We start from the raw sequence: 19197 nt of genomic DNA on the forward strand, positions 1-19197 counted from the left end.
GCGGATGACGTTATATCGCTTCCATGCCAAAGGAAAACGATGCCGTCACCGCCAGCACAACCCGTTTTCCGCTTCGCGCCGAGTCCCAACGGTCTGTTGCATCTCGGCCATGCCCTCTCCGCGATCATCAATTACGAAATGGCGACGGCGGCAGGCGGCCGCTTTCTGCTGAGGATCGAGGACATCGACCGGACGCGCTGCCGGCCCGAGTTCGAGAGAGCGATCTTCGAGGATCTCGCCTGGCTCGGACTCCACTGGGAAGAGCCTGTGCGGCGCCAATCAGAGCACCTTGACGTCTATGCGGCGGCGCTCGAGCGCTTCAAGGTGATGGGTCTCGTCTATCCTTCCGTAATGACCCGCGGCGAGATCAGGGCGGCGGTGGCCGCAGCGGAGGCGGAAGGCGAGCCCTGGCCCCGCGATCCGGACGGAACGCCGCTCTATCCCGGTCGCGAGCGCGATCTGTCGCCCGACGAGCAAGCGGCGCTCATTGCAAGCGGACGAGCCTATGCCTGGCGCCTCGACATGGAAAAGGCGGTAAAGCATGCCGACGGTTCGCTCACTTGGCGGGAAACGGGGCGGGGTCCAGCGCACGAAACGAGCGTCGTCGCCGCCGATCCAGCCGCCTGGGGCGATGTCATCCTGTCGCGTTCGGACGCACCCTCGAGCTACCATCTATCCGTCGTCGTCGACGATGCCGAGCAAGGCGTTACCCATGTCATACGGGGCCGTGACCTCTACCATGCGACATCCGTTCACCGGTTGCTGCAGAGGCTTCTCTCCCTGCCGGAGCCGATCTATCACCATCACCGTCTGATTCTCGGTCCGGACGGCCGGAAGTTGTCGAAGAGCAGCGAAGACACAGGGATCGCCACCTTCCGCGCCGCGGGATACACGCCGGCGGATGTCCGGGCGATGATCCTTTGATGGCACGACGTGTGCAGCTCAATCGTCCCGCGTCGGCTGGAAGCTGCGCATCACCATGCGCTTCACCCTGTATTTCAGGATCGCCGCATTGATCTCGGCACCTATGATGAAAATTGCGCCGAGCATATAGAGGAAAACCAGCACGATCATGATCGAAGCGAGCCCGGCATAGGTTGCGACATAGTTGGAGAAGTTCGCAATATAGGTGGCGAAGGCGTAAGCGCCAACGGACCACAGCACGAGCGTGATCATGATGCCGGGCAGGACGTCCATCACTTTGCGGTGGCCGGCCGGCAACCACAGATGCGAGACGAGCAATCCTGCCGTCAGCATCACCAGCGTCAACGTCAGCCCCCAGCTCTCAACCGCTGCCAGCAGCGCATCGAGCCAGGGAAGCCACTCGTCCGCATTGCGCACGGCAAGCGGTACGGCGACCAGGAGAATGCTGAGGGCGGCGAGAATGAGCACTGCAGCCAGCACGAAGCCGAGGCTAGCTAGCCGGGTCACATACCAGGAGCGGCTTTCGGCGACCCTGTAGGCTCGATTGAGCGCGATCCTCAGCGCTTCGACGCCGTTCGAAGCGAAATAGGCAGCCGCGAGCACGGAAATCGTCAGCAAACTTCCCCGCGGAATGGTCAATACGCGGACGACCTCGTCCGCCACCGGCTTCGCGATCGATTCCGGCCAGGTATCGAAGATCAGGTGGACCGCCGTCTCGGCGAAGCGGTCAGCACCGAGAAAGCTTGCAAGCGCGGTGCCGAAGATCAGGAATGGGAAAACGGCCATCAGTGACGATAGTGCCACATGGCTCGCCATCGCCCAGCCATCGTCCTCGCTGAAATGCCAGAGCGCATCGAACACGACCTTCCAGATGATGCGAACGAATGCCGGCATTCCGTCTCCGATTCCTCCACCTGTCCCGCTTTTCGCCAGGACCAGCCGGCGTGGCGCCTGCGGCGGCTCGTAACCTCGATTCCGGTCCCGGCCGCCGCACATGCAATTCCATTGTAACCCAACGATGAATATGGGAAACGGGGCTTGAATTTCTACAGGAATCGCGCGGATGTCCGATCGTCCAACCATCATCGTCACCGGCTGCTCGTCCGGCATCGGAGCCCATTGCGCCCGCGCGCTGAAGAACGACGGCTGGCGCGTGTTCGCAACCGTGCGCCGGCCCGAAGATCAGGCGGTCTTGGCGGCCGAAGGCATCGAGACCTTCATCATGGACTATACCCGTCCGGAGACGATCGCCGCGCTCGTCGAGGCCGTGATGGCGTTGACCGGCGGGCGGATCGATGCGCTTTTCAACAACGGCGCCTATGGTCAGGCCGGTGCGGTCGAGGATCTGCCGACCGAAGCCTTGCGGCTGCAGCTTGAAACCAACGTCATCGGCTGGCACGACCTGACGCGGCGCGTCATACCGGCGATGCGCGCCCGGGGACACGGCCGCATCGTCCAATGCTCGTCCATTCTCGGCATCGTGCCCTATCGCTGGCGCGGCGCCTACAACGCCTCGAAATTCGCGCTCGAGGCGCTCTCGCTCACGTTGCGAATGGAACTCGCCGGCAGCGGCATCGAGGTGAGCCTGATCGAGCCTGGCCCCATCGCATCGAAATTCACGACCAATGCTGTCGCCTATGTCGAGCGGTTCATCGATCTCAAGAATTCCGTCCATCGGGTGGAATACGAGCGCCAGATGAAACGCCTGCGCGGCGAGAACAGGCCGGCCTCCGGCAAGCTCGGCCCGGATGCCGTTTACGCCGTTTTGAAACACGCTTTGACGGCACGTAGGCCAAGGCCGCATTATATAGTGACAACGCCGGCCAAGCAGGGCGCGCTTTTGAAGAAGCTCCTGCCGGCGGCATTGTTCTATCGCATCATCGGTCGGCTCGGCTGACCGAACCACAAGGGAATTACGCCATGCCCAGTTTCTTAACCGGCCTGACCCTGATTGCCATGGGCCTGGTCGCGATCGTGCTTGTCCGCGGCCTGTTGAACATGGCGCGGCGCGGCAGCGGCAATACTTCCAACAAGCTGATGCAGGCGCGCATATTGTTCCAGGCGATCGCTCTCGTGCTGATCATGCTGACGCTGTGGGTCACCGGTGGCGGCCGGCCGACCTGAGGATAGCGACAGCACGATGGTCAGATTGAACAAGATTTATACCCGGACCGGCGACAACGGCACGACCGGCCTCGTCTCCGGTCCGCGCCGCCTGAAGAACGATCTCAGGGTCGAAGCCTACGGCGCCGTAGACGAGGCGAACGCTTTTGTGGGCCTCGCACGCCAGCACACGTGTGATATTCCCGAGCTCGACGCGATGCTCATGCGCGTTCAGAACGATCTCTTCGATCTTGGTGCCGACCTTGCGACGCCGGACACGGGCGAGAAGCCGGACTACGAGCCGCTGCGGATTGTTTCCGCCCAGGTCGAGCGCCTGGAGGGCGAGATCGACCGGCTGAATGCCGACCTCGAACCTTTGCACTCCTTCGTCCTGCCGGCCGGCAGCACCGCTTCCGCGGCCCTCCACGTCGCCCGCACCGTCGCCCGGCGCGCCGAACGGCAGATGGTCGCGCTTAACGAGACCGAGAGCGAAATCGTCAGCCGCGAGGCGCTCGCCTATATCAACCGGCTTTCCGACTTCTTCTTCGTCGCGGCCCGCTGGGCAAACGAAAAGGGCCGTGCCGACGTCCTCTGGGTTCCCGGCAAGAACAGATAAGTTTCAGGCGTCGACCTTGGGGATCGCATGTTCATACCGCTGCACGACAGAAACGATCTGAAGCACATAGACATGCAATATGTGACGATCACGCTGATCGTCATCAACATCGCCGTATGGCTCGTCACCGGACCTGTCGCGACGGAGGAATTCGCCAACGCCACCGTGCTCGGGCTCGGCTACATTCCAGCGCTTGTCTTCGATTACGCCGAACTCGATCCCTCTCTGGTAGTCGTTCCCGACGAGTTCACCTTCGTCACCTATTCCTTTCTGCATGGCGACTTCACGCACCTGGCGATGAACATGCTGTTCCTCTGGGTCTTCGGCGACAATGTCGAGGATGCGCTCGGGCACTTCCGCTTTCTGGTCTTCTACCTCCTCTGCGCGGCGGCCGGCGCGCTGGCGCATGGGCTGCTCGATCCTGCCTCGGAAGCGCCGCTGATCGGCGCCTCCGGCGCGATCTCCGGTGTCGTCGCCGCCTATTTCCTGCTGCATCCGAAGGTCAGGGTCTGGGTGCTCGTACTCTTCCGCATCCCCCTGCCGCTGCCCGCGGCCATCCCGCTCGCCTTCTGGATCGGCCAGCAATTCTTCATGTTCGTAGTCGATTCCGGCGGCAGTGTTTCCTGGAGCGCACATGTCGGCGGCATCCTCGCCGGACTTCTGCTCGTTGTCGTTTTGCGACGTCGCGAAGTGCCGCTTTTCGATCGCACGATCGTCACTCCACGTGCCGTGGAACATCGGACGAGGACGCCGGAGGAGACGGCTCCGCCCACCCCCGGCGCTGCGAAACCCTCCCCACATTGGGGTCGCCCGAGCTGAAACGCCGGTCGCGACTGCCCCGCTTCCGAAGCGATAAGGCTTGAATTTCAATGGATTGCCCGTGCGGCGACGGCCGCACCGATCATCCGGAACGCTCCCGTCTTGTCAGAGCTTTTTATTACCTGTACGTAAACGTAAATATCATAGCGCGCGGTCATCGCGATTTGGCCTCAGGTCATCTCGATTTAACCTCAAGAACGGCTTGTGTATGGAGCAAAAACGCGTATCGATGTCGCCAACCGACAATCAGGCCGCCCTGTTAAGGCGCATTTTCCTGCGAACGCTCTTGGAGGGAATGAATCCATGAAAATACTTGTGACGGTGAAGCGGGTCGTCGACTTCAACGTGAAGATCCGCGTGAAGGCGGACGGCACGGGCGTCGAGCTTGCCAACGTGAAGATGTCGATGAACCCGTTCGACGAGATCTCGGTCGAAGAGGCGCTGAGGCTGAAAGAGGCCGGCAAGGCGAGCGAAGTCGTCGTCGTCTCGATCGGACCGGCCAAGGCGGAAGAGACGCTCCGCACCGCGCTCGCGATGGGCGCCGATCGGGCGATCCTCGTCGAGACCGAGGACCAGGTCGAGCCGCTCGCCGTCGCCAAGATCGTCAAGGGTGTGGCCGAGGCCGAACAGCCGGGGCTGATCATTGTCGGCAAGCAGGCGATCGACGACGATTCCAACCAGACCGGTCAGATGCTCTCGGCGCTGTTGGGCTGGCCGCAGGGCACCTTCGCCTCCAAGGTCGAGATCGGTGACGGCAAGGTCAATGTCACCCGCGAGGTCGACGGCGGGCTGCAGACGGTGGAACTGAAGCTGCCGGCCGTGGTCACCACCGACTTGCGCCTGAACGAGCCGCGCTACGCCTCGCTGCCGAACATCATGAAGGCGAAGAAGAAGCCGCTCGACAAGAAGACGCCGGCCGATTTCGGCGTCGACACGAGCCCGCGGCTCAAAGTTCTGAAGACGGAAGAGCCGTCGGGCCGCAAGGCCGGCATCAAGGTGAAGTCGGTCGCCGAGCTCGTCGAGAAGCTCAAGACCGAAGCCGGCGTCCTCTAAGGTTCAAGGAAAGGGAGATTCCATCATGGCCATTCTGCTTCTGGCTGACCACGACAACACCCACCTTTCCGACCAGACGGCGAAGGCGCTGACGGCGGCGACCAAGATCGGCGGCGACGTGCATGTGCTCGTTGCGGGTTCCGGCGTCGAGGCCGTCGCCCAGCAGGCGGCGAAGCTCTCGGGCGTCGCCAAGGTGCTCGTCGCCGAGGATGCCTCACTCGCCCACAATCTCGCCGAGCCGCTGGCGGCCCTCATCGTCTCGCTCGCCGGCAACTATGATACGCTTGTTGCCGCCGCCACCTCGGTCGGCAAGAACGTCATGCCGCGGGTTGCCGCGCTCATCGACGTGGCGCAGGTCTCCGAGATCATCGAGGTCGTTTCTTCCGACACCTTCAAGCGGCCGATCTATGCCGGCAACGCCATTCAGACGGTGCAGACGACGGAGCCGAAGCGCGTGATCACCGTGCGCACCGCCTCTTTTGCCGCGGCTCCTGAAGGCGGTTCGGCAGCGATCGAGACGGTTGCGGCCGCCGCCGATCCGGGGCTTTCGAGCCACGTTTCCGACGCCCTCTCCTCCTCAGACCGGCCGGAGCTGACCTCCGCGAAGATCATCATCTCGGGCGGCCGCGCGCTCGGCTCCTCCGAGAAGTTCAAGGAAGTCATCCTGCCGGTCGCCGACAAGCTCGGTGCCGCCGTCGGCGCCAGCCGTGCCGCCGTCGATGCCGGCTACGCGCCGAACGACTGGCAGGTCGGCCAGACCGGCAAGGTAGTCGCGCCCGATCTCTACATCGCTTGCGGCATCTCCGGTGCCATCCAGCACCTCGCCGGCATGAAAGATTCCAAGGTGATCGTCGCCATCAACAAGGATGAGGAGGCGCCGATCTTTCAGGTCGCCGACTACGGCCTCGTCGCTGATCTTTTCGACGTGTTGCCGGAGCTCGAGAAGGCGCTTTGAGGGACCGGCCGCTGATACGAAAAAGGCTGGAAAAAACCCCGGCATGGCATTAACAATCGTACCGGGTCGGCCCTGCCGATCCGGTATTTTCGCATCTGCGGCCAGCATCGCTGGCGCAACCTGTTGAACATGGGTGTTCACTTCAATGATCAAGACGGTCGGAATTATCGGCGCAGGTCAGATGGGCTGCGGAATTGCGCATGTTTCGGCAGCCGCCGGCTATAAGGTGCAGCTCTACGATATCGCTGCGGATCGCATCGAGGCGGGGCTCGCCACCATCAACGGCAATCTCGCCCGTCAGGTCTCCTCCGGCAAGATGAGCGACGAGGACCGCAAGCGGGCGCTTTCCCTGATCAAGGGTTCCGTAGACATCAACGATCTCTCGCAAGCCGACCTCGTCATCGAGGCGGTCACCGAGGACGAAACCGTCAAGCGCAAAATCTACGGCCAGGTGTGTCCAATCATGAAGCCGGATGCGATTCTGGCGACGAACACATCGTCACTCTCGATCACCAGGCTCGCCTCCGCGACCGATCGCCCCGAACACTTCATGGGCATCCACTTCATGAACCCGGTTCCGGTGATGAAACTCGTCGAGCTGGTGCGGGGCATTGCCACCGACGAGGAGACGTTCCGGACGGCCAAGGAATTCGTCGCGCACCTCGACAAGACCGTCACGGTTGCGGAAGATTTCCCCGCCTTCATCGTCAACCGCATCCTGCTGCCGATGATCAACGAGGCGATCTACACGCTTTACGAAGGCGTCGGCACGGTCGATGCCATCGATACGGCGATGCGGCTCGGCGCCAACCATCCGATGGGGCCGCTGCAGCTTGCTGACTTCATCGGTCTCGACACCTGCCTGTCGATCATGCAGGTGCTGCACGACGGCTTGGCGGATTCGAAATATCGGCCCTGCCCGCTGCTCGTCAAATATGTTGAGGCAGGCTGGCTCGGCCGCAAATCCGGCCGCGGCTTCTATGATTATCGCGGCGACGTCCCCGTCCCGACGCGCTGATCTGTTTCAGCCGTCTCGCGCTTTCCCCTTCAACTGCCTGCATGCGGAGGCAGCGCCGCCTGGATCAGGCTTTTGGCATCTTCGCTGTCCCACGCGGCCGGGCCGTTCATCGAGCCGATCAGGCAGCCCTTTTCGTCGAGAAGCAACGTAGCGGGGAGGCCGAAGGCGAGGCCCTCCTTCTTCAGCGTGTTGAAGACGCCCATCGAGGCATCGCGATAGTAGCCGAGCTCGTGCACGCCGACCTCATCGAGAAAGGTCTTGGGCTTGTCGTCACCGCCGGTGTCGATATTGATCGCGACCACCTCGAAACGATCGCCCCCGAGCGCCATCTGCAGGGCATTGAGCGCCGGCATCTCCTCCCGGCACGGCACGCACCAGGTCGCCCAGAGATTGACGAGGACGGTCTTCCCGGCAAAGGCGGCCAGCGTCAGCGGCTTGCCGTCCGGGCCGGCGAAATCGAGGCCGGCTATCGGGCGCGGATTGGCCGCCGGCGTCATCGCCGCGACCTGGCCGCGCATCAGCGGCGTCAGCGTAGCGACCTTCTCCGCCGCGAGCGGGCAGCTCGCATCGGCCGCCGGCGTGACGCCGCCATTGCCAGACCCGGTCTCCTTCACGTATACCGCAGCCGCACCGGCGATCACCCCGAGAAGGGCGGCGAGCGCGAACAATTTCACGGCCGGAGGACGTTTCTTCTGGTCTGGCATTTCATTCTCCAAGGCGGGCATCCTCATGGCTGACGGCAGTTCCGAGACGAAATCCTCCAACCAGATGTGGGGCGGGCGCTTCGCCTCGGGCCCGGACGCGATCATGGAGGAGATAAATGCCTCGATCGACTTCGACAAGAAGCTCTATGCCCAGGATATCCGCGGCTCAATAGCGCATGCTACCATGCTGGCGCAGCAGGGCATCATTTCCGCCGAGGATAAAGACAAGATCGTTCACGGCCTCAACACGATCCTGTCAGAAATCGAAAGCGGCGCCTTCGAGTTCTCGCGCCGCCTCGAAGACATCCACATGAACGTCGAGGCGCGGCTGGCAGCGCTGATCGGCGCCGCCGCCGGCCGCCTGCACACGGCGCGCTCGCGCAACGATCAGGTCGCGCTCGATTTCCGCCTCTGGGTGAAGGAAGAGCTGCAGAAGACGGAAAAGGCGCTAACCGCGCTGATCGCCGCTTTCCTCGATCGAGCGGAAGAACATGCCGACACGGTGATGCCGGGCTTCACGCACCTGCAAACGGCGCAGCCAGTGACCTTCGGCCATCATTGCATGGCCTATGTCGAAATGTTCGGCCGCGACCGCTCGCGCGTCCGCCACGCCATCGAGCACATGGATGAAAGCCCAATCGGCGCCGCCGCGCTTGCCGGTACCGGCTTCTCCATCGACCGCCACATGACCGCGAAGGCGCTCGGCTTCCGCGAGCCGACCCGCAACTCAATCGACACGGTCTCCGACCGAGACTTCGCGCTCGAATTCCTTTCCATCGCGGCGATCGCCGCGACGCACCTTTCGCGGCTCGCGGAAGAGATCGTCATCTGGTCCACGCCGCAATTCGGCTTCATCCGCCTGTCGGATGCTTTTTCGACCGGCTCGTCGATCATGCCGCAGAAGAAGAACCCGGACGCCGCCGAGCTCGTGCGGGCGAAGACCGGCCGCATCAACGGTTCGCTGATCGCGCTTCTGACGGTAATGAAGGGTCTGCCGCTAGCCTATTCCAAGGACATGCAGGAAGACAAGGAACAGGTCTTCGATGCAGCCGAAAGCCTGGAGCTGGCGATCGCAGCGATGACCGGCATGGTGCGTGACATGACCGTGCGCGCCGACCGGATGAAGGCGGCCGCCGGTTCCGGCTACGCGACGGCGACCGACCTCGCCGACTGGCTTGTGCGCGAGGCGGGGCTGCCCTTCCGCGACGCCCATCACGTGACCGGCCGCGCGGTGGCCCTCGCCGAACAGAAGGGCTGCGACCTCGCCGAGCTCTCGCTTGCCGAGCTTCAAGCGATCAATCCAGCGATCACCGACAAGGTCTTCGACGTGCTGACCGTGGAGGCTTCGGTGGCGAGCCGCACCAGCTTCGGCGGCACGGCCCCGGCCGAGGTCCGCAAGCAGATCGCCTGGTGGCGGGGGCGCAACTAGCGCGGGTTGCCGGCAACGCAGAAACAGGGTGCACAAGCTGCTGAAAAATCGATAAGACGTCGCACCAGAGCGGAGACAGGAATGGGCGGGCTCCATTGCGCCCCGGCGACGCTCTTGAGATCAATCGCTTCAGCTTCGGCGAAGGAAAAAATGACGATGACATTCTCGAAGGCCGCCCGGTTCGCGCTCCTGCTGGTTATTCCCGGACTGGTCCTCGCCGGCTGCGGACGCAAGGGCGATCTCGACCGGCCGGGGGCCAACACGCCGATCAACACGAAAACGCCCACCGGGACAGCCGAACCGAGGCAGACGGTCGAGGACCGGCCCTTCCTGCTTGACCCCCTGCTCTAAGGAACAGCCGTGAACCATTTCCAATATCGCGATGGAATTCTTTACGCCGAAGACGTTCCCGTAACGGACATCGCGCGTGCCGTCGGCACACCCTTCTACTGCTATTCCACCGCGACGCTCGAGCGCCATTACCGCGTCTTCGCGCAAGCCTTTGCCGACGTCGACGCCATGGTCTGCTACGCGATGAAGGCCAATTCCAACCAAGCGGTGCTGAAGACACTTGGCCGCCTCGGCGCGGGCGTGGACGTCGTCTCAGAAGGTGAACTGCGGCGCGCGCTCGCTGCCGGCATTCCCGCGAGCCGGATCATGTTCTCCGGCGTTGGCAAGACCGCGCGCGAGATGGATTTTGCCATCGAAGCGGGCATCTACTGTTTCAATGTCGAATCCGAGCCGGAACTGGAGGCCCTGAACCAGCGGGCCGTGCACGCCGGCAAGCAGGCGCATGTCTCTTTCCGCATCAACCCGGACGTCGACGCCCGCACGCATGCGAAGATCTCGACCGGCAAGAAGGAAAACAAGTTCGGCATCTCCTGGGAGCGGGCCCGCGGCGTCTACGCCCACGCCGCGACGCTTCCCGGCATCAAGGTGACCGGCATCGACATGCATATCGGCAGCCAGATTACCGAGCTGCAGCCCTTCGACGACGCTTTCAAGCTGCTGCGCGAACTGGTCGACACCTTGCGCTCCGACGGTCACGTCATCGACCACGTCGATATCGGAGGGGGCCTCGGCATTCCCTACCGGGAAGACAACAATCCGCCGCCGCTGCCCGACGCCTATGCCGACATCGTCAAAACCCAGCTCAAGGGCCTCGACTGCAAGATCGTCACCGAGCCCGGGCGGCTGATCGTCGGCAATGCCGGCATTCTGGTCACCGAAGTGATCTATGTGAAGGATGGCGGCGACAAGACCTTCGTCATCGTCGACGGTGCGATGAATGACCTGATCCGCCCGACGCTCTACGAGGCCTATCACGAGATCAGACCGATCAGAATTTCCGCCGCGAACGCCCCGCGCATCAAGGCGGATGTCGTCGGTCCGGTCTGCGAGACCGGCGACTACCTGGCGCTCGACCGTGAGATGGCGATGCCCAAACCGGGCGACCTTTTCGCAATCGGCTCGGCCGGCGCCTACGGCGCGGTCCAGTCGGGGACCTACAACAGCCGCCTTCTGGTGCCAGAAGTGCTCGTCAAGGACGATCGCTTCCATGTGATCCGCCCACGCAAGGACTACGATGCGTTAATCGGTCTCGACTCGATGCCGGATTGGCTCGACTGATCCGGTTGCCGCTCTCCAGGAGCGGACCGGAATCGGCGATCACGTTTTGTTTTTTGCCGCCGCCCTCGCCTTCGCCACAAAGGATGTTATCCTGAGCGAGGATCGCTGGAGCGGCATTAAAGGAAAAGTGTGAGCGGTTTTTTTGCCCGCATCCCGCTCTGACCTTGAATCGGTTGCGACTGTGATCCAAAGCCGTCTACGGGATGGAAAGGGAATTTGGTCGGATGACGCAGTTCCGGCAGGATGAAACGCCAAGACCGCAGTCCTTCGCCAGGATGCTGGCGGCCAAGCGGTTCTTCGCTCGCCTGGTCCTTTTGGCCGAAGAGGTTCTGCCGCGCATCCTGCTCCCGGCGTCGCTCATTCTCCTCTTTCTCTCCGCCGGCTGGCTCGGCTTCTTCCGGGTCGCGCCGTTCTGGCTGCATGCCGGGGTTCTTCTCGCCTTCATTGCCGGGCTGTTCTTCTCGCTCTTGCCGCTCACCCGCATCCGCTGGCCGGAAACGGCCGAGGCCGACCGGATGCTGGAAGACCGTAACCGGCTGCCCCATCAGGCGATCCGCGTGCAGGATGACGTGCCGGCGACGGAAGGCGCATTCGGTGCCGCCCTATGGCGCGAGCATCAGGCCCGCATGGCACGGATGGTCCGCGGACTGGATACCGGCCTGCCGCGTCCGGACATCGCTCGGCACGATCGGTTCGCGCTGAGGGCGATCCCCGTCCTCATTGCCTTCATCGCCTTCGCCTATTCCTACTCGAACCGCGCGGGACTGGTGACGGATGCGCTCCGTCTGCCCGAGCAGCAGACGCTTTCTTCCGATATCCGCATCGACGCCTGGGTAACGCCGCCCGCTTATACCGGGCGCGCGCCGATTTTCCTGACTGGCCGACCGGACACGGCGGCGGAAGAAGACAAGGGGCCGATCACGATACCGCAGTTCAGCGATCTCACGGTGCGGATAACCGGTGGCGGCGCCGAGGAGACGGTCAGCTATGCCGAGTCGGGCGGCGCCGAGCCGGCGATCATCCCGATGTCGGAGGCCAAGGCAGGAGCGCCACCGAAGACGGAAACGGCGGAGCCAGCGCCGAATGCCGTGCGCAACCATCTCTATCGGATCACCAAGGACGGAACGCTGTCTGTCGGCGGCCAGAGCTGGACCTTCAAGATCACCCCGGACAGCGTCCCGGCGATCGCCTTCGACGGTGCACCGCGGCCTACAGCCAATTCCTCGCTTGAGATCAGTTTTCTCGCCCAGGACGACTACGGCATCGCCCAGGCCTGGGCCGAGATCAAGCCGCTCGAAGAGCCGGCGGCCAACACACGGCCGCTCTATGCCCCTCCCGAATACCGCCTCGATCTTCCGCGCCGCAACGCCCGCGAAGCCAAGGCCACGACGAGCCGGAATTTGAGCGAGCATCCGCTTTCCGGAAAGCGCGTGCGCATCACGCTCGTCGCCCGCGATGCCGCCGGTCAGGAAGGCCGAAGCGTGCCGCAGGAAATGGTCCTTCCGGCGCGCCGGTTCTTCGAACCGCTCGCCGCCGCCGTCGCCGAGGAGCGGCAGGTCTTCTCGCTCGATGCCAACCAGTTGCCCCACGCGATCGACCTTAATGACGCGTTGACGCTCTATCCCGAGCAGACGATCCCCAACCTCACGCATTTCCTTTTGCTGAAATCGGCCCGCTCGCGCATGCAGCTCGCCCACAACGACGACATGCTGCGCGATGCCGCCGACCATTTGTGGGAGATCGCGCTCGGCATCGAGGATGGCGACCTGTCGCTCGCCGAGCGCCGGTTGCGCGATGCGCAGCAGGCGCTCTCCGACGCTCTCGAGCGCAATGCCTCGGATGAGGAAATCGCGAAACTGATGCAGGAACTGCGCCAGGCCATGCAGGAATACATGCAGGCACTCGCGGAACAGGCTGCGAAAAACCCCGCGATGGCCGCGAATCCCGATATGAACAATGTGCTGCGCCAGCAGGATCTGGAAAAGATGATGGACCAGATCGAGAATCTCGCACGCTCCGGCGCGCGCGACCAGGCGCGGCAAATGCTCTCCGAGCTGCAGCGGATGATGAACAATCTCCAGGCCGGCCGCATGCAGCAGATGGGCGAGCAGAACAGCGCCATGCGCCAGCAGATGGATAAGCTCGGCCAGCTGATGCAGCAGCAACAGCAGCTCATGGACGAGACCTTCAAACTGGACCAGGCACTGCGCGACCGGATGCAGCGCGGCGACCCGCTCGACGGCGAGGACAATGAGCTCTTCGGCCAGGACATGCCTCAGGACCCCGGACAGCAGGGCGATCCAAACGGCGAGCCCAGCCCGCTCGATGACATGACGGCCGAACAGTTGAAGGAAGCCTTGAAGCAGCTCAAGCAGCAGCAGGAGGCACTCGGCAAGCAATTGGGCGAGCTGCAAAAAGGCCTTCAGGAGCTCGGCGTTCAGCCCGGCAAAGGCTTCGGCCAGGCTCAGCGCGAAATGGAAGGCGCGGCCGATGCTCTCGGCAAGGGCCAGGGCGAACAAGCCGTCGGCAACCAGGGCCGCGCACTGCAGGCACTGCGCGAAGGCGCGCAGGAGATGATGAACCAGATGCAGGCCCAGCAGGGACAGGGGCCGGGGCAAGGCGTTCCGCAATACGGCCAGAACGGGCGCGACCCGCTCGGACGGCGCCAGCAGAATATCGGCCCCGATTTCGGACAGAGCGTGAAAGTGCCGGACGAGATCGACACGCAACGGGCGCGTCAGATTCTCGAACAGATCCGCCGCAAGCTCGGCGACAACCTGTCGCCGGAGGCGGAGCGGCAATATCTCGAACGATTGCTCGACATGCGGTGATGACCTTGGCGGAGGTGCGAGTTGAGGATGCGCCTTTTCCGCCCAGTGAGGCCCTTCTCCCCCAAACGGGGCGAGGAGAACCGCGGCACCGCTTAGTCCTCCCTCTCCCCGTGTGCGGGAAGAGGGTTAGAGTGAGGGCAAAGCGCCGCTACGCGCGTTAAATTCGCGCGAAAGCGCCGTCAGGCGGCGAGCGCCAAGGCAACGGCCTTGCGGATGTCCGGCAGCGAAAAGGGTTTGGCGATCACGTCGACAACTTTGCCGGAGAGGTCGTCGGCACGCTCGCGCTGCTCGGCATAGCCGGTCATCAGCAGAATCTTCAACGCCGGAAATGCGGCCGATGCCTGGTGCACAAGCTCGATGCCGTCCATGACCGGCATGCGAATATCGGACAATAGCAGATCGAACGGCTGATCGCGAAGGCAGGCGAGCCCGTCGGCTCCATCGCCGGCTTCCACGGTTTCGTGCCCATCGAGTCGCAACGCCCGCGCCACAAATGAGCGCAGGGCATCCTCATCCTCGGTAATCAGGATTCTCGCCATCATGGCCTCCCGTGCTCGCTCTCACGGAGCGCTGGCGTCCCTGCATACCAAGGACGCTCCTTCATTGAACCTAAGCGCCGGACCATTGATCTACCTGGTCGCGGTACCTCTTCAAACAAACAGCTTTTCGTTTGCTTTCGGTAAACACGATCGGAAGCATTTTACGGATGGAGTTGTATTCGACAGAGGATGCCCGCACAGGGCGGGTCGTTACGGCTGACTTGCGTAGATCGGGACAACCGCCGAGAGGCGCTATTCCGCGTCGCCCGTCACCACGCCCACGAACGGCAGTTCCCGGAAGGCATAGGCGACATCCATCCCGTAGCCCACGACGAAATGGTCCGGGCATTCGAAGCCGACATAGTCCGCTTCCAGATCGACACGGCGCTTTTCACGCTTGTCGAGCAACACCGCGATCGTGACGTGTCGCGCGCCGCGCTCCAGGAGCAGATCCTTGGCGAAGCGGAGCGTCCGGCCGGATTCGAGAATGTCGTCGATCAGCAGCACGTCGCGGTCGTGCACGTCGCTATCGATATCCTTGGTAATCCCGACCCCCATGGATTCGGTGCCCTTGCCGTAGCTCGACAGGGTAATAAACTCGACCTCCGGTGCCAGTCCCGCCGCATGCATGGCACGGATCAGATCGGCTGCGAAGATGAAGGAGCCTTTCAGGATCGAGATGACGAGGAGATCCTTGTGCGGCCCGCGAACGATCTCCTCGGCCATTTCCCGATTTCGCGCAGCGATCGTTTCGGCGCTGTAAAGGACTTCGATATTCTTACCGCGGACGACGGGCATGCGGGTTTCTCCATTTCGCCAGGAAGAACGCCGGCCCTCCCTTCGCACTGCACGATTCCTTCGATCGGAACCGATTCAGGAATAAAATCATGCAGTAGCACAATCAGTGATCGGAAACACTGTTTTCGGCGAAGGAAACCGCTACGTCCGGCTCTTTTCCACCCGCATAAGGAAGCCGCGTCACGAAATGGCGGCTCTCGCCGGGCGCGATCGGCGCCGCCTCAAGCGTCAGCCGCGTCGATGTCACCTTGCGTCCATTGCTGGTCACGTCGACGACAACCGGCGGCAGACGTTGCTCGGTCGCTGAACGGTTGTCGATCCTGCCGTAGACGGCGAGAACCCGCATCGCGCCGGAATAATCCATCGACGCGCTGATGCCCTCGATCGCGAGCGGATGCATGTCGGCCTGCCCCTCACCGCTGAATCCGGCGACGAGTAGGAAGGCGGAGAGCGCAAGGCCCGCGACCAAACCGGCAAAACGCCGCGACGGCATGACGCTGAGCCTCGCCTCGACTGCCGCGAGGACCCGCTCGGCCACGCCCTCGTTCCCGCGCACCGTCGTGCGGCGCAGGACTGCCCTGCCGGCGGATCGCCGATTGTCGTTGAAGACCGGATAAGGGCTGCGGCGGACAGTGGCGGCGATGGTCTCGAACTCGACGTCGATATAGTCGAGAGGTCTAACCGCGGCGGTGTTTGAACGCGGCCGCCGCTCCGGCGGAATGAGGTCAATGCCCGTGGTTCTTGCGCGAAAAGCCTGCATGGGCGGTCTCCCGTCGCGGCCGTGCGAGTTCTTTTGCCCACATGCAAGCTCGCCATGGCACTTCTGCTTTCTTGCAATGCCGCGCCCCACCCCTGCAAGAAAGAGGGCATTGCATCAAATCCTGACGACACGTAAACCAAAATGGTTAATGTTTCGGAAAGGGGCCGCGAAAGCGGCGTCTTTTCATGGAAAATTAACCCTTGCTTAACCATAGTGTCGTGCGGCTTTGCATTGGCAGGCGCGCCGCCCTACTGCGTGTATCCTTAAATCGGCGCCGATTTAAGGATAGGAGCGTGCCGCGATTCAAATGCTGCAGCGATCCTTGCGCGTCTGATAGGAGCGCGGCGCTGCATGTGGCGATCGGGTTGCCGCAAATGTCGAGGGCGTGACGAGAGACTGGGCTGTCCCATTGATTCACTTTGAGAATGTCGGATTGCGCTATGGCATGGGACCGGAAATCCTCCGGGACCTTACGTTCGACATCCCGCGGCGTTCCTTCCAGTTCCTCACCGGTCCTTCGGGCGCCGGCAAGACGACACTGCTGAGGCTGCTTTTCCTGTCGCTCCGGCCGACGCGCGGACTGATCCGGATGTTCGATCGCAACATTTCCTCCATCCCGCGCGAGGAATTCCCGATGCTGCGCCGCCGCGTCGGCATCGTCTTCCAGGACTTCCGCCTGCTCGACCATCTGACGACCTACGAAAACGTCGCGCTGCCACTTCGGGTCCGGGGCAAGGAAGAGGCGAGCTACCGCTCGGATGTGCTCGAGCTTCTGAAGTGGGTCGGGCTCGGCGAGCGCATTAACGTGCTCCCGCCGGTCCTGTCGGGCGGAGAAAAGCAGCGCGCCGCAATCGCGCGGGCACTCATCGATCGGCCGGAAATTTTGCTCGCCGATGAGCCTACCGGCAATGTCGACCCGCCGATGGCGCGCCGCCTCCTCAACCTTTTCCTGGAATTGAACCGGCTTGGAACAGCCGTGGTGATCGCCACGCACGACCTGTCGCTCATGGATCAGGTCGAGGCGCGCCGGATGATCCTGTCACAGGGGCGGCTTGACATCTATGAATGAGAATCGCGTCCCACGCCGCGACCCTGCCCCGCCGCCGCAGCAGCAGCGCCGCACCGAGATGCGCGTGCGCCCGACCGGGCCGATCGTGCCGTCGGCCAACGTGTCCGGCAACGCGCTGATGTGCGTCATCGCCATCATGTCCTTCCTCGCTTGCTTGACGCTCGGTGGCGTCAGCATGGTGCGGGCGACGGCACAAAGCTGGCAATCGCAGATTTCGCGGGAGATCACCATTCAGATTAAGCCCGACGACAACCTCGATATGGAGAAGGCGCTCGCGGATGCGCGCGACCTGGCGCTGACCTTCAGCGGGACGACGGGCGGCACCATCATCGACCGCGAGGCGACGGCGCGCCTCCTGGAACCTTGGCTCGGGGGTGGATTGGACCTCAACGAACTGCCCGTGCCGCGACTTGTCGTCATAACGATCGACGAGAACAACCCTCCCGATTTCGTGGCGATGCGCCAAGCGCTGACGGAAACCATTCCGCAGGCTTTTCTCGACGACCACCGCACCTGGGTCGATCGCTTGGTAGCAATGGCGGACACGACCACGATGATCGGAACCGGCGTCCTGGTGCTGGTCTTCTCCGCCATGGTGCTCACGGTCGTCTTCGCGACCCGCGGCGCGCTCTCCGGCAACCGTCACATCGTCGAGGTGCTGCACTTCGTCGGCGCGGAGGCGGGCTTCGTCGCTTCCGAATTTCAAAAGCATTTCCTCCGAATCAGCTTGAAGGGCGCCGGCGCGGGCGGGCTTCTTGCGGCGTTGTGCTTTGCCATGGCCAGCTTCTGGCAATCGCAAACGCTTGCGACCCCGGAGACGGACCAGGCGACGGCGCTGTTCGGCACCTTCGCGATCGGCTACACCGGCTATTTCGGCATACTCGCGATCATCGTCGTCATCGCGCTGTTGACGACGATGACGGCGCGCCTGACCGTCATGCGGACCATCTACGAGATCGATCTCATCCGGTCGGATCCCGGCCGAACAGACACTTACCAGGGCTAGGGCCCTCAACGACGAAGCGGGGACGGTTCTAACGCCATGAATCGCCCGCAATCGATCTATTCCCTGCCGCAATCTGCGGCTATGTGAAGAGAATCATGATGGCGCAAGAGCTACGCGAGAGCGGAATGATCGAAAGGGGCAAATGGCAGGAGAAGGCCGCGCGCCGCCGTCGGTCCCGCAGCTTGCTGCGCAAGATTCTCCGCCGCGGCTTTTTCGTGCTGCTCGCCTTCCTCGCCGTCTTCATTGCCGGCTTCCTGCAGTTCGCCGACACGGTCGCCTCGCTGCGGCCTCCGGTGACACCCAGGGCGGATGCGATCGTCGTCCTCACGGGCGGCTTCCAGCGGATCGACCAGGCGGTGGACCTGCTCAAGACCGGAGCCGGCAAGCGGCTGCTGATCTCCGGCGTGCATCCGACGACGACCGGGAGCCAGATCCGCCGCAATACCCAGAGCTCACCCGACCTCTTCAAATGCTGTGTCGACATCGGACACGAAGCGATCGACACGATCGGCAATGCGACCGAGGCCTCGCAGTGGATCCATGACCGCGGCTACAGGACCATCCTCGTCGTCACCAACAACTATCACATGCCGCGCAGCCTGCTCGAATTGCGTCGCGCGAGGCCGGAAGCGCAGTTCATCGCCTATCCCGTCGTCAATTCCGACCTCAAGACGACCAATTGGCTGCGCAATCCGCTCGTGCTGAAGGCCATTCTGCTCGAATACGGCAAATACTCGATCGCCTCCATTCGCGAGATGGTGGGCGCGCGTTCGACGAACGGGCTCAGGACCGAGCCCTCGCGGGTGACTCCCGCCGAAGAGTAGCTGCGGGAGATGGTGACCGGCGTGGCGGATGAGCGAAGCTTCCCACTCTTCTCATGCTCTCTGGCGCGAGACTGTTTTCCTCGATTGCATATTCGTGTAGGCAGCGAAGCAATCGGCTGA

General features: G+C 63.0%; 20 protein-coding genes. 15 read left to right on the forward strand and 5 right to left on the reverse strand.

The annotated features are described in order from the left end of the window. The first annotated feature begins 39 nt into the window (after positions 1-39). Positions 40-924, forward strand: a complete 885-nt coding sequence (gene gluQRS, locus M728_RS12710) for a tRNA glutamyl-Q(34) synthetase GluQRS (protein WP_026622650.1) — start codon at positions 40-42, stop codon at positions 922-924. Positions 925-942: 18 nt separating this feature from the next. Here gluQRS and M728_RS12715 read toward each other — a convergent pair whose 3' ends face one another. Then, entirely contained in the window at positions 943-1818 is an 876-nt protein-coding gene (locus tag M728_RS12715; protein ID WP_026616301.1) for a YihY/virulence factor BrkB family protein, read from the reverse strand. 169 nt (positions 1819-1987) lie between these two features. Between M728_RS12715 and M728_RS12720 the strand changes: the two genes are divergently transcribed. From M728_RS12720 to M728_RS12750, 7 genes are all read left to right on the forward strand, one after another. Then, positions 1988-2821, forward strand: coding sequence for an SDR family oxidoreductase (locus M728_RS12720; protein WP_026622649.1), 834 nt, complete (start codon positions 1988-1990; stop codon positions 2819-2821). A gap of 23 nt (positions 2822-2844) precedes the next feature. After that, positions 2845-3048 (forward strand): twin transmembrane helix small protein, encoded by a 204-nt coding sequence (locus M728_RS12725; protein WP_026616303.1) that lies wholly within the window; start codon positions 2845-2847, stop codon positions 3046-3048. Positions 3049-3064: 16 nt separating this feature from the next. Continuing rightward, positions 3065-3643, forward strand: coding sequence for a cob(I)yrinic acid a,c-diamide adenosyltransferase (locus M728_RS12730; protein ID WP_026622648.1), 579 nt, complete (start codon positions 3065-3067; stop codon positions 3641-3643). Positions 3644-3670: 27 nt separating this feature from the next. After that, complete coding sequence (locus tag M728_RS12735; RefSeq protein ID WP_026622647.1) at positions 3671-4462, forward strand: rhomboid family intramembrane serine protease; 792 nt, start codon at positions 3671-3673, stop codon at positions 4460-4462. A gap of 303 nt (positions 4463-4765) precedes the next feature. Beyond that, complete coding sequence (locus M728_RS12740) at positions 4766-5515, forward strand: electron transfer flavoprotein subunit beta/FixA family protein (RefSeq protein ID WP_370906450.1); 750 nt, start codon at positions 4766-4768, stop codon at positions 5513-5515. Positions 5516-5540: 25 nt separating this feature from the next. Then, positions 5541-6470: an electron transfer flavoprotein subunit alpha/FixB family protein gene (locus M728_RS12745; protein WP_370906451.1), complete on the forward strand. Its 930-nt coding sequence runs from the start codon at positions 5541-5543 to the stop codon at positions 6468-6470. A gap of 145 nt (positions 6471-6615) precedes the next feature. Further along, a complete protein-coding gene (locus M728_RS12750; protein ID WP_026620195.1) occupies positions 6616-7488 on the forward strand; it encodes a 3-hydroxybutyryl-CoA dehydrogenase in 873 nt (290 codons plus the stop codon). A gap of 29 nt (positions 7489-7517) precedes the next feature. Here the strand turns inward: M728_RS12750 and M728_RS12755 are convergent, their stop codons facing one another. After that, positions 7518-8192 carry a TlpA disulfide reductase family protein gene (locus M728_RS12755; RefSeq protein WP_026620196.1) on the reverse strand — a complete coding sequence of 225 codons (675 nt, stop codon included), beginning with the start codon at positions 8190-8192 and terminating at the stop codon, positions 7518-7520. Between the two features lie 25 nt (positions 8193-8217). Between M728_RS12755 and argH the strand changes: the two genes are divergently transcribed. The 4 genes from argH (at position 8218) to M728_RS12775 (ending at position 14081) form a co-directional block, all read left to right on the forward strand. Further along, entirely contained in the window at positions 8218-9621 is a 1404-nt protein-coding gene (gene argH / locus M728_RS12760) for an argininosuccinate lyase (RefSeq protein WP_026620197.1), read from the forward strand. Positions 9622-9771: 150 nt separating this feature from the next. Continuing rightward, the gene (locus M728_RS12765) at positions 9772-9972 is read left to right on the forward strand and encodes a lipoprotein (protein ID WP_026620198.1); all 201 of its coding nucleotides are present in this window, start codon (positions 9772-9774) and stop codon (positions 9970-9972) included. A gap of 9 nt (positions 9973-9981) precedes the next feature. After that, positions 9982-11250, forward strand: a complete 1269-nt coding sequence (gene lysA / locus M728_RS12770) for a diaminopimelate decarboxylase (protein ID WP_026620199.1) — start codon at positions 9982-9984, stop codon at positions 11248-11250. A gap of 224 nt (positions 11251-11474) precedes the next feature. After that, positions 11475-14081 carry a TIGR02302 family protein gene (locus tag M728_RS12775; protein WP_026620200.1) on the forward strand — a complete coding sequence of 869 codons (2607 nt, stop codon included), beginning with the start codon at positions 11475-11477 and terminating at the stop codon, positions 14079-14081. Positions 14082-14260: 179 nt separating this feature from the next. Here M728_RS12775 and M728_RS12780 read toward each other — a convergent pair whose 3' ends face one another. The 3 genes from M728_RS12780 to M728_RS12790 form a co-directional block, all read right to left on the reverse strand. Next, the gene (locus M728_RS12780; RefSeq protein ID WP_026620201.1) at positions 14261-14620 is read right to left on the reverse strand and encodes a response regulator; all 360 of its coding nucleotides are present in this window, start codon (positions 14618-14620) and stop codon (positions 14261-14263) included. A gap of 252 nt (positions 14621-14872) precedes the next feature. Continuing rightward, the gene (hpt, locus tag M728_RS12785) at positions 14873-15418 is read right to left on the reverse strand and encodes a hypoxanthine phosphoribosyltransferase (protein ID WP_026620202.1); all 546 of its coding nucleotides are present in this window, start codon (positions 15416-15418) and stop codon (positions 14873-14875) included. Between the two features lie 103 nt (positions 15419-15521). Next, a complete protein-coding gene (locus M728_RS12790; protein WP_026620203.1) occupies positions 15522-16178 on the reverse strand; it encodes a hypothetical protein in 657 nt (218 codons plus the stop codon). A 445-nt stretch (positions 16179-16623) separates the two neighbouring features. Here M728_RS12790 and ftsE point away from each other — a divergent pair, with 445 nt between their 5' ends. The 3 genes from ftsE (at position 16624) to M728_RS12805 (ending at position 19077) form a co-directional block, all read left to right on the forward strand. Beyond that, positions 16624-17247, forward strand: coding sequence for a cell division ATP-binding protein FtsE (ftsE, locus tag M728_RS12795; protein WP_234706515.1), 624 nt, complete (start codon positions 16624-16626; stop codon positions 17245-17247). Next, positions 17240-18253: an ABC transporter permease gene (locus M728_RS12800; RefSeq protein ID WP_026620204.1), complete on the forward strand. Its 1014-nt coding sequence runs from the start codon at positions 17240-17242 to the stop codon at positions 18251-18253. The genes ftsE and M728_RS12800 overlap by 8 nt, the downstream gene beginning before the upstream one ends. Before the next feature lie 125 nt (positions 18254-18378). Continuing rightward, positions 18379-19077, forward strand: a complete 699-nt coding sequence (locus M728_RS12805) for a YdcF family protein (protein ID WP_026620205.1) — start codon at positions 18379-18381, stop codon at positions 19075-19077. The last annotated feature ends 120 nt before the right edge of the window (positions 19078-19197 follow it).

Origin of the sequence: Ensifer sp. WSM1721 (assembly GCF_000513895.2) — a bacterium.
GTDB lineage: Bacteria > Pseudomonadota > Alphaproteobacteria > Rhizobiales > Rhizobiaceae > Sinorhizobium.

Bases quoted from the DNA above. Each gene is read 5' to 3' on its own strand.
- M728_RS12775 (WP_026620200.1), top strand. From the start codon at position 11,475: ATGACGCAGTTCCGGCAGGATGAAACGCCAAGACCGCAGTCCTTCGCC.
- M728_RS12805 (WP_026620205.1), top strand. From the start codon at position 18,379: ATGATCGAAAGGGGCAAATGGCAGGAGAAGGCCGCGCGCCGCCGTCGG.
- M728_RS12720 (WP_026622649.1), top strand. From the start codon at position 1,988: ATGTCCGATCGTCCAACCATCATCGTCACCGGCTGCTCGTCCGGCATC.
- M728_RS12755 (WP_026620196.1), bottom strand. From the start codon at position 8,192: ATGCCAGACCAGAAGAAACGTCCTCCGGCCGTGAAATTGTTCGCGCTC.
- hpt (WP_026620202.1), bottom strand. From the start codon at position 15,418: ATGCCCGTCGTCCGCGGTAAGAATATCGAAGTCCTTTACAGCGCCGAA.
- gluQRS (WP_026622650.1), top strand. From the start codon at position 40: ATGCCGTCACCGCCAGCACAACCCGTTTTCCGCTTCGCGCCGAGTCCC.
- M728_RS12715 (WP_026616301.1), bottom strand. From the start codon at position 1,818: ATGCCGGCATTCGTTCGCATCATCTGGAAGGTCGTGTTCGATGCGCTC.
- M728_RS12745 (WP_370906451.1), top strand. From the start codon at position 5,541: ATGGCCATTCTGCTTCTGGCTGACCACGACAACACCCACCTTTCCGAC.
- ftsE (WP_234706515.1), top strand. From the start codon at position 16,624: ATGGGACCGGAAATCCTCCGGGACCTTACGTTCGACATCCCGCGGCGT.
- M728_RS12735 (WP_026622647.1), top strand. From the start codon at position 3,671: ATGTTCATACCGCTGCACGACAGAAACGATCTGAAGCACATAGACATG.
- M728_RS12730 (WP_026622648.1), top strand. From the start codon at position 3,065: ATGGTCAGATTGAACAAGATTTATACCCGGACCGGCGACAACGGCACG.
- M728_RS12790 (WP_026620203.1), bottom strand. From the start codon at position 16,178: ATGCAGGCTTTTCGCGCAAGAACCACGGGCATTGACCTCATTCCGCCG.
- M728_RS12780 (WP_026620201.1), bottom strand. From the start codon at position 14,620: ATGGCGAGAATCCTGATTACCGAGGATGAGGATGCCCTGCGCTCATTT.
- M728_RS12750 (WP_026620195.1), top strand. From the start codon at position 6,616: ATGATCAAGACGGTCGGAATTATCGGCGCAGGTCAGATGGGCTGCGGA.
- M728_RS12765 (WP_026620198.1), top strand. From the start codon at position 9,772: ATGACGATGACATTCTCGAAGGCCGCCCGGTTCGCGCTCCTGCTGGTT.
- M728_RS12740 (WP_370906450.1), top strand. From the start codon at position 4,766: ATGAAAATACTTGTGACGGTGAAGCGGGTCGTCGACTTCAACGTGAAG.
- M728_RS12800 (WP_026620204.1), top strand. From the start codon at position 17,240: ATGAATGAGAATCGCGTCCCACGCCGCGACCCTGCCCCGCCGCCGCAG.
- argH (WP_026620197.1), top strand. From the start codon at position 8,218: ATGGCTGACGGCAGTTCCGAGACGAAATCCTCCAACCAGATGTGGGGC.
- M728_RS12725 (WP_026616303.1), top strand. From the start codon at position 2,845: ATGCCCAGTTTCTTAACCGGCCTGACCCTGATTGCCATGGGCCTGGTC.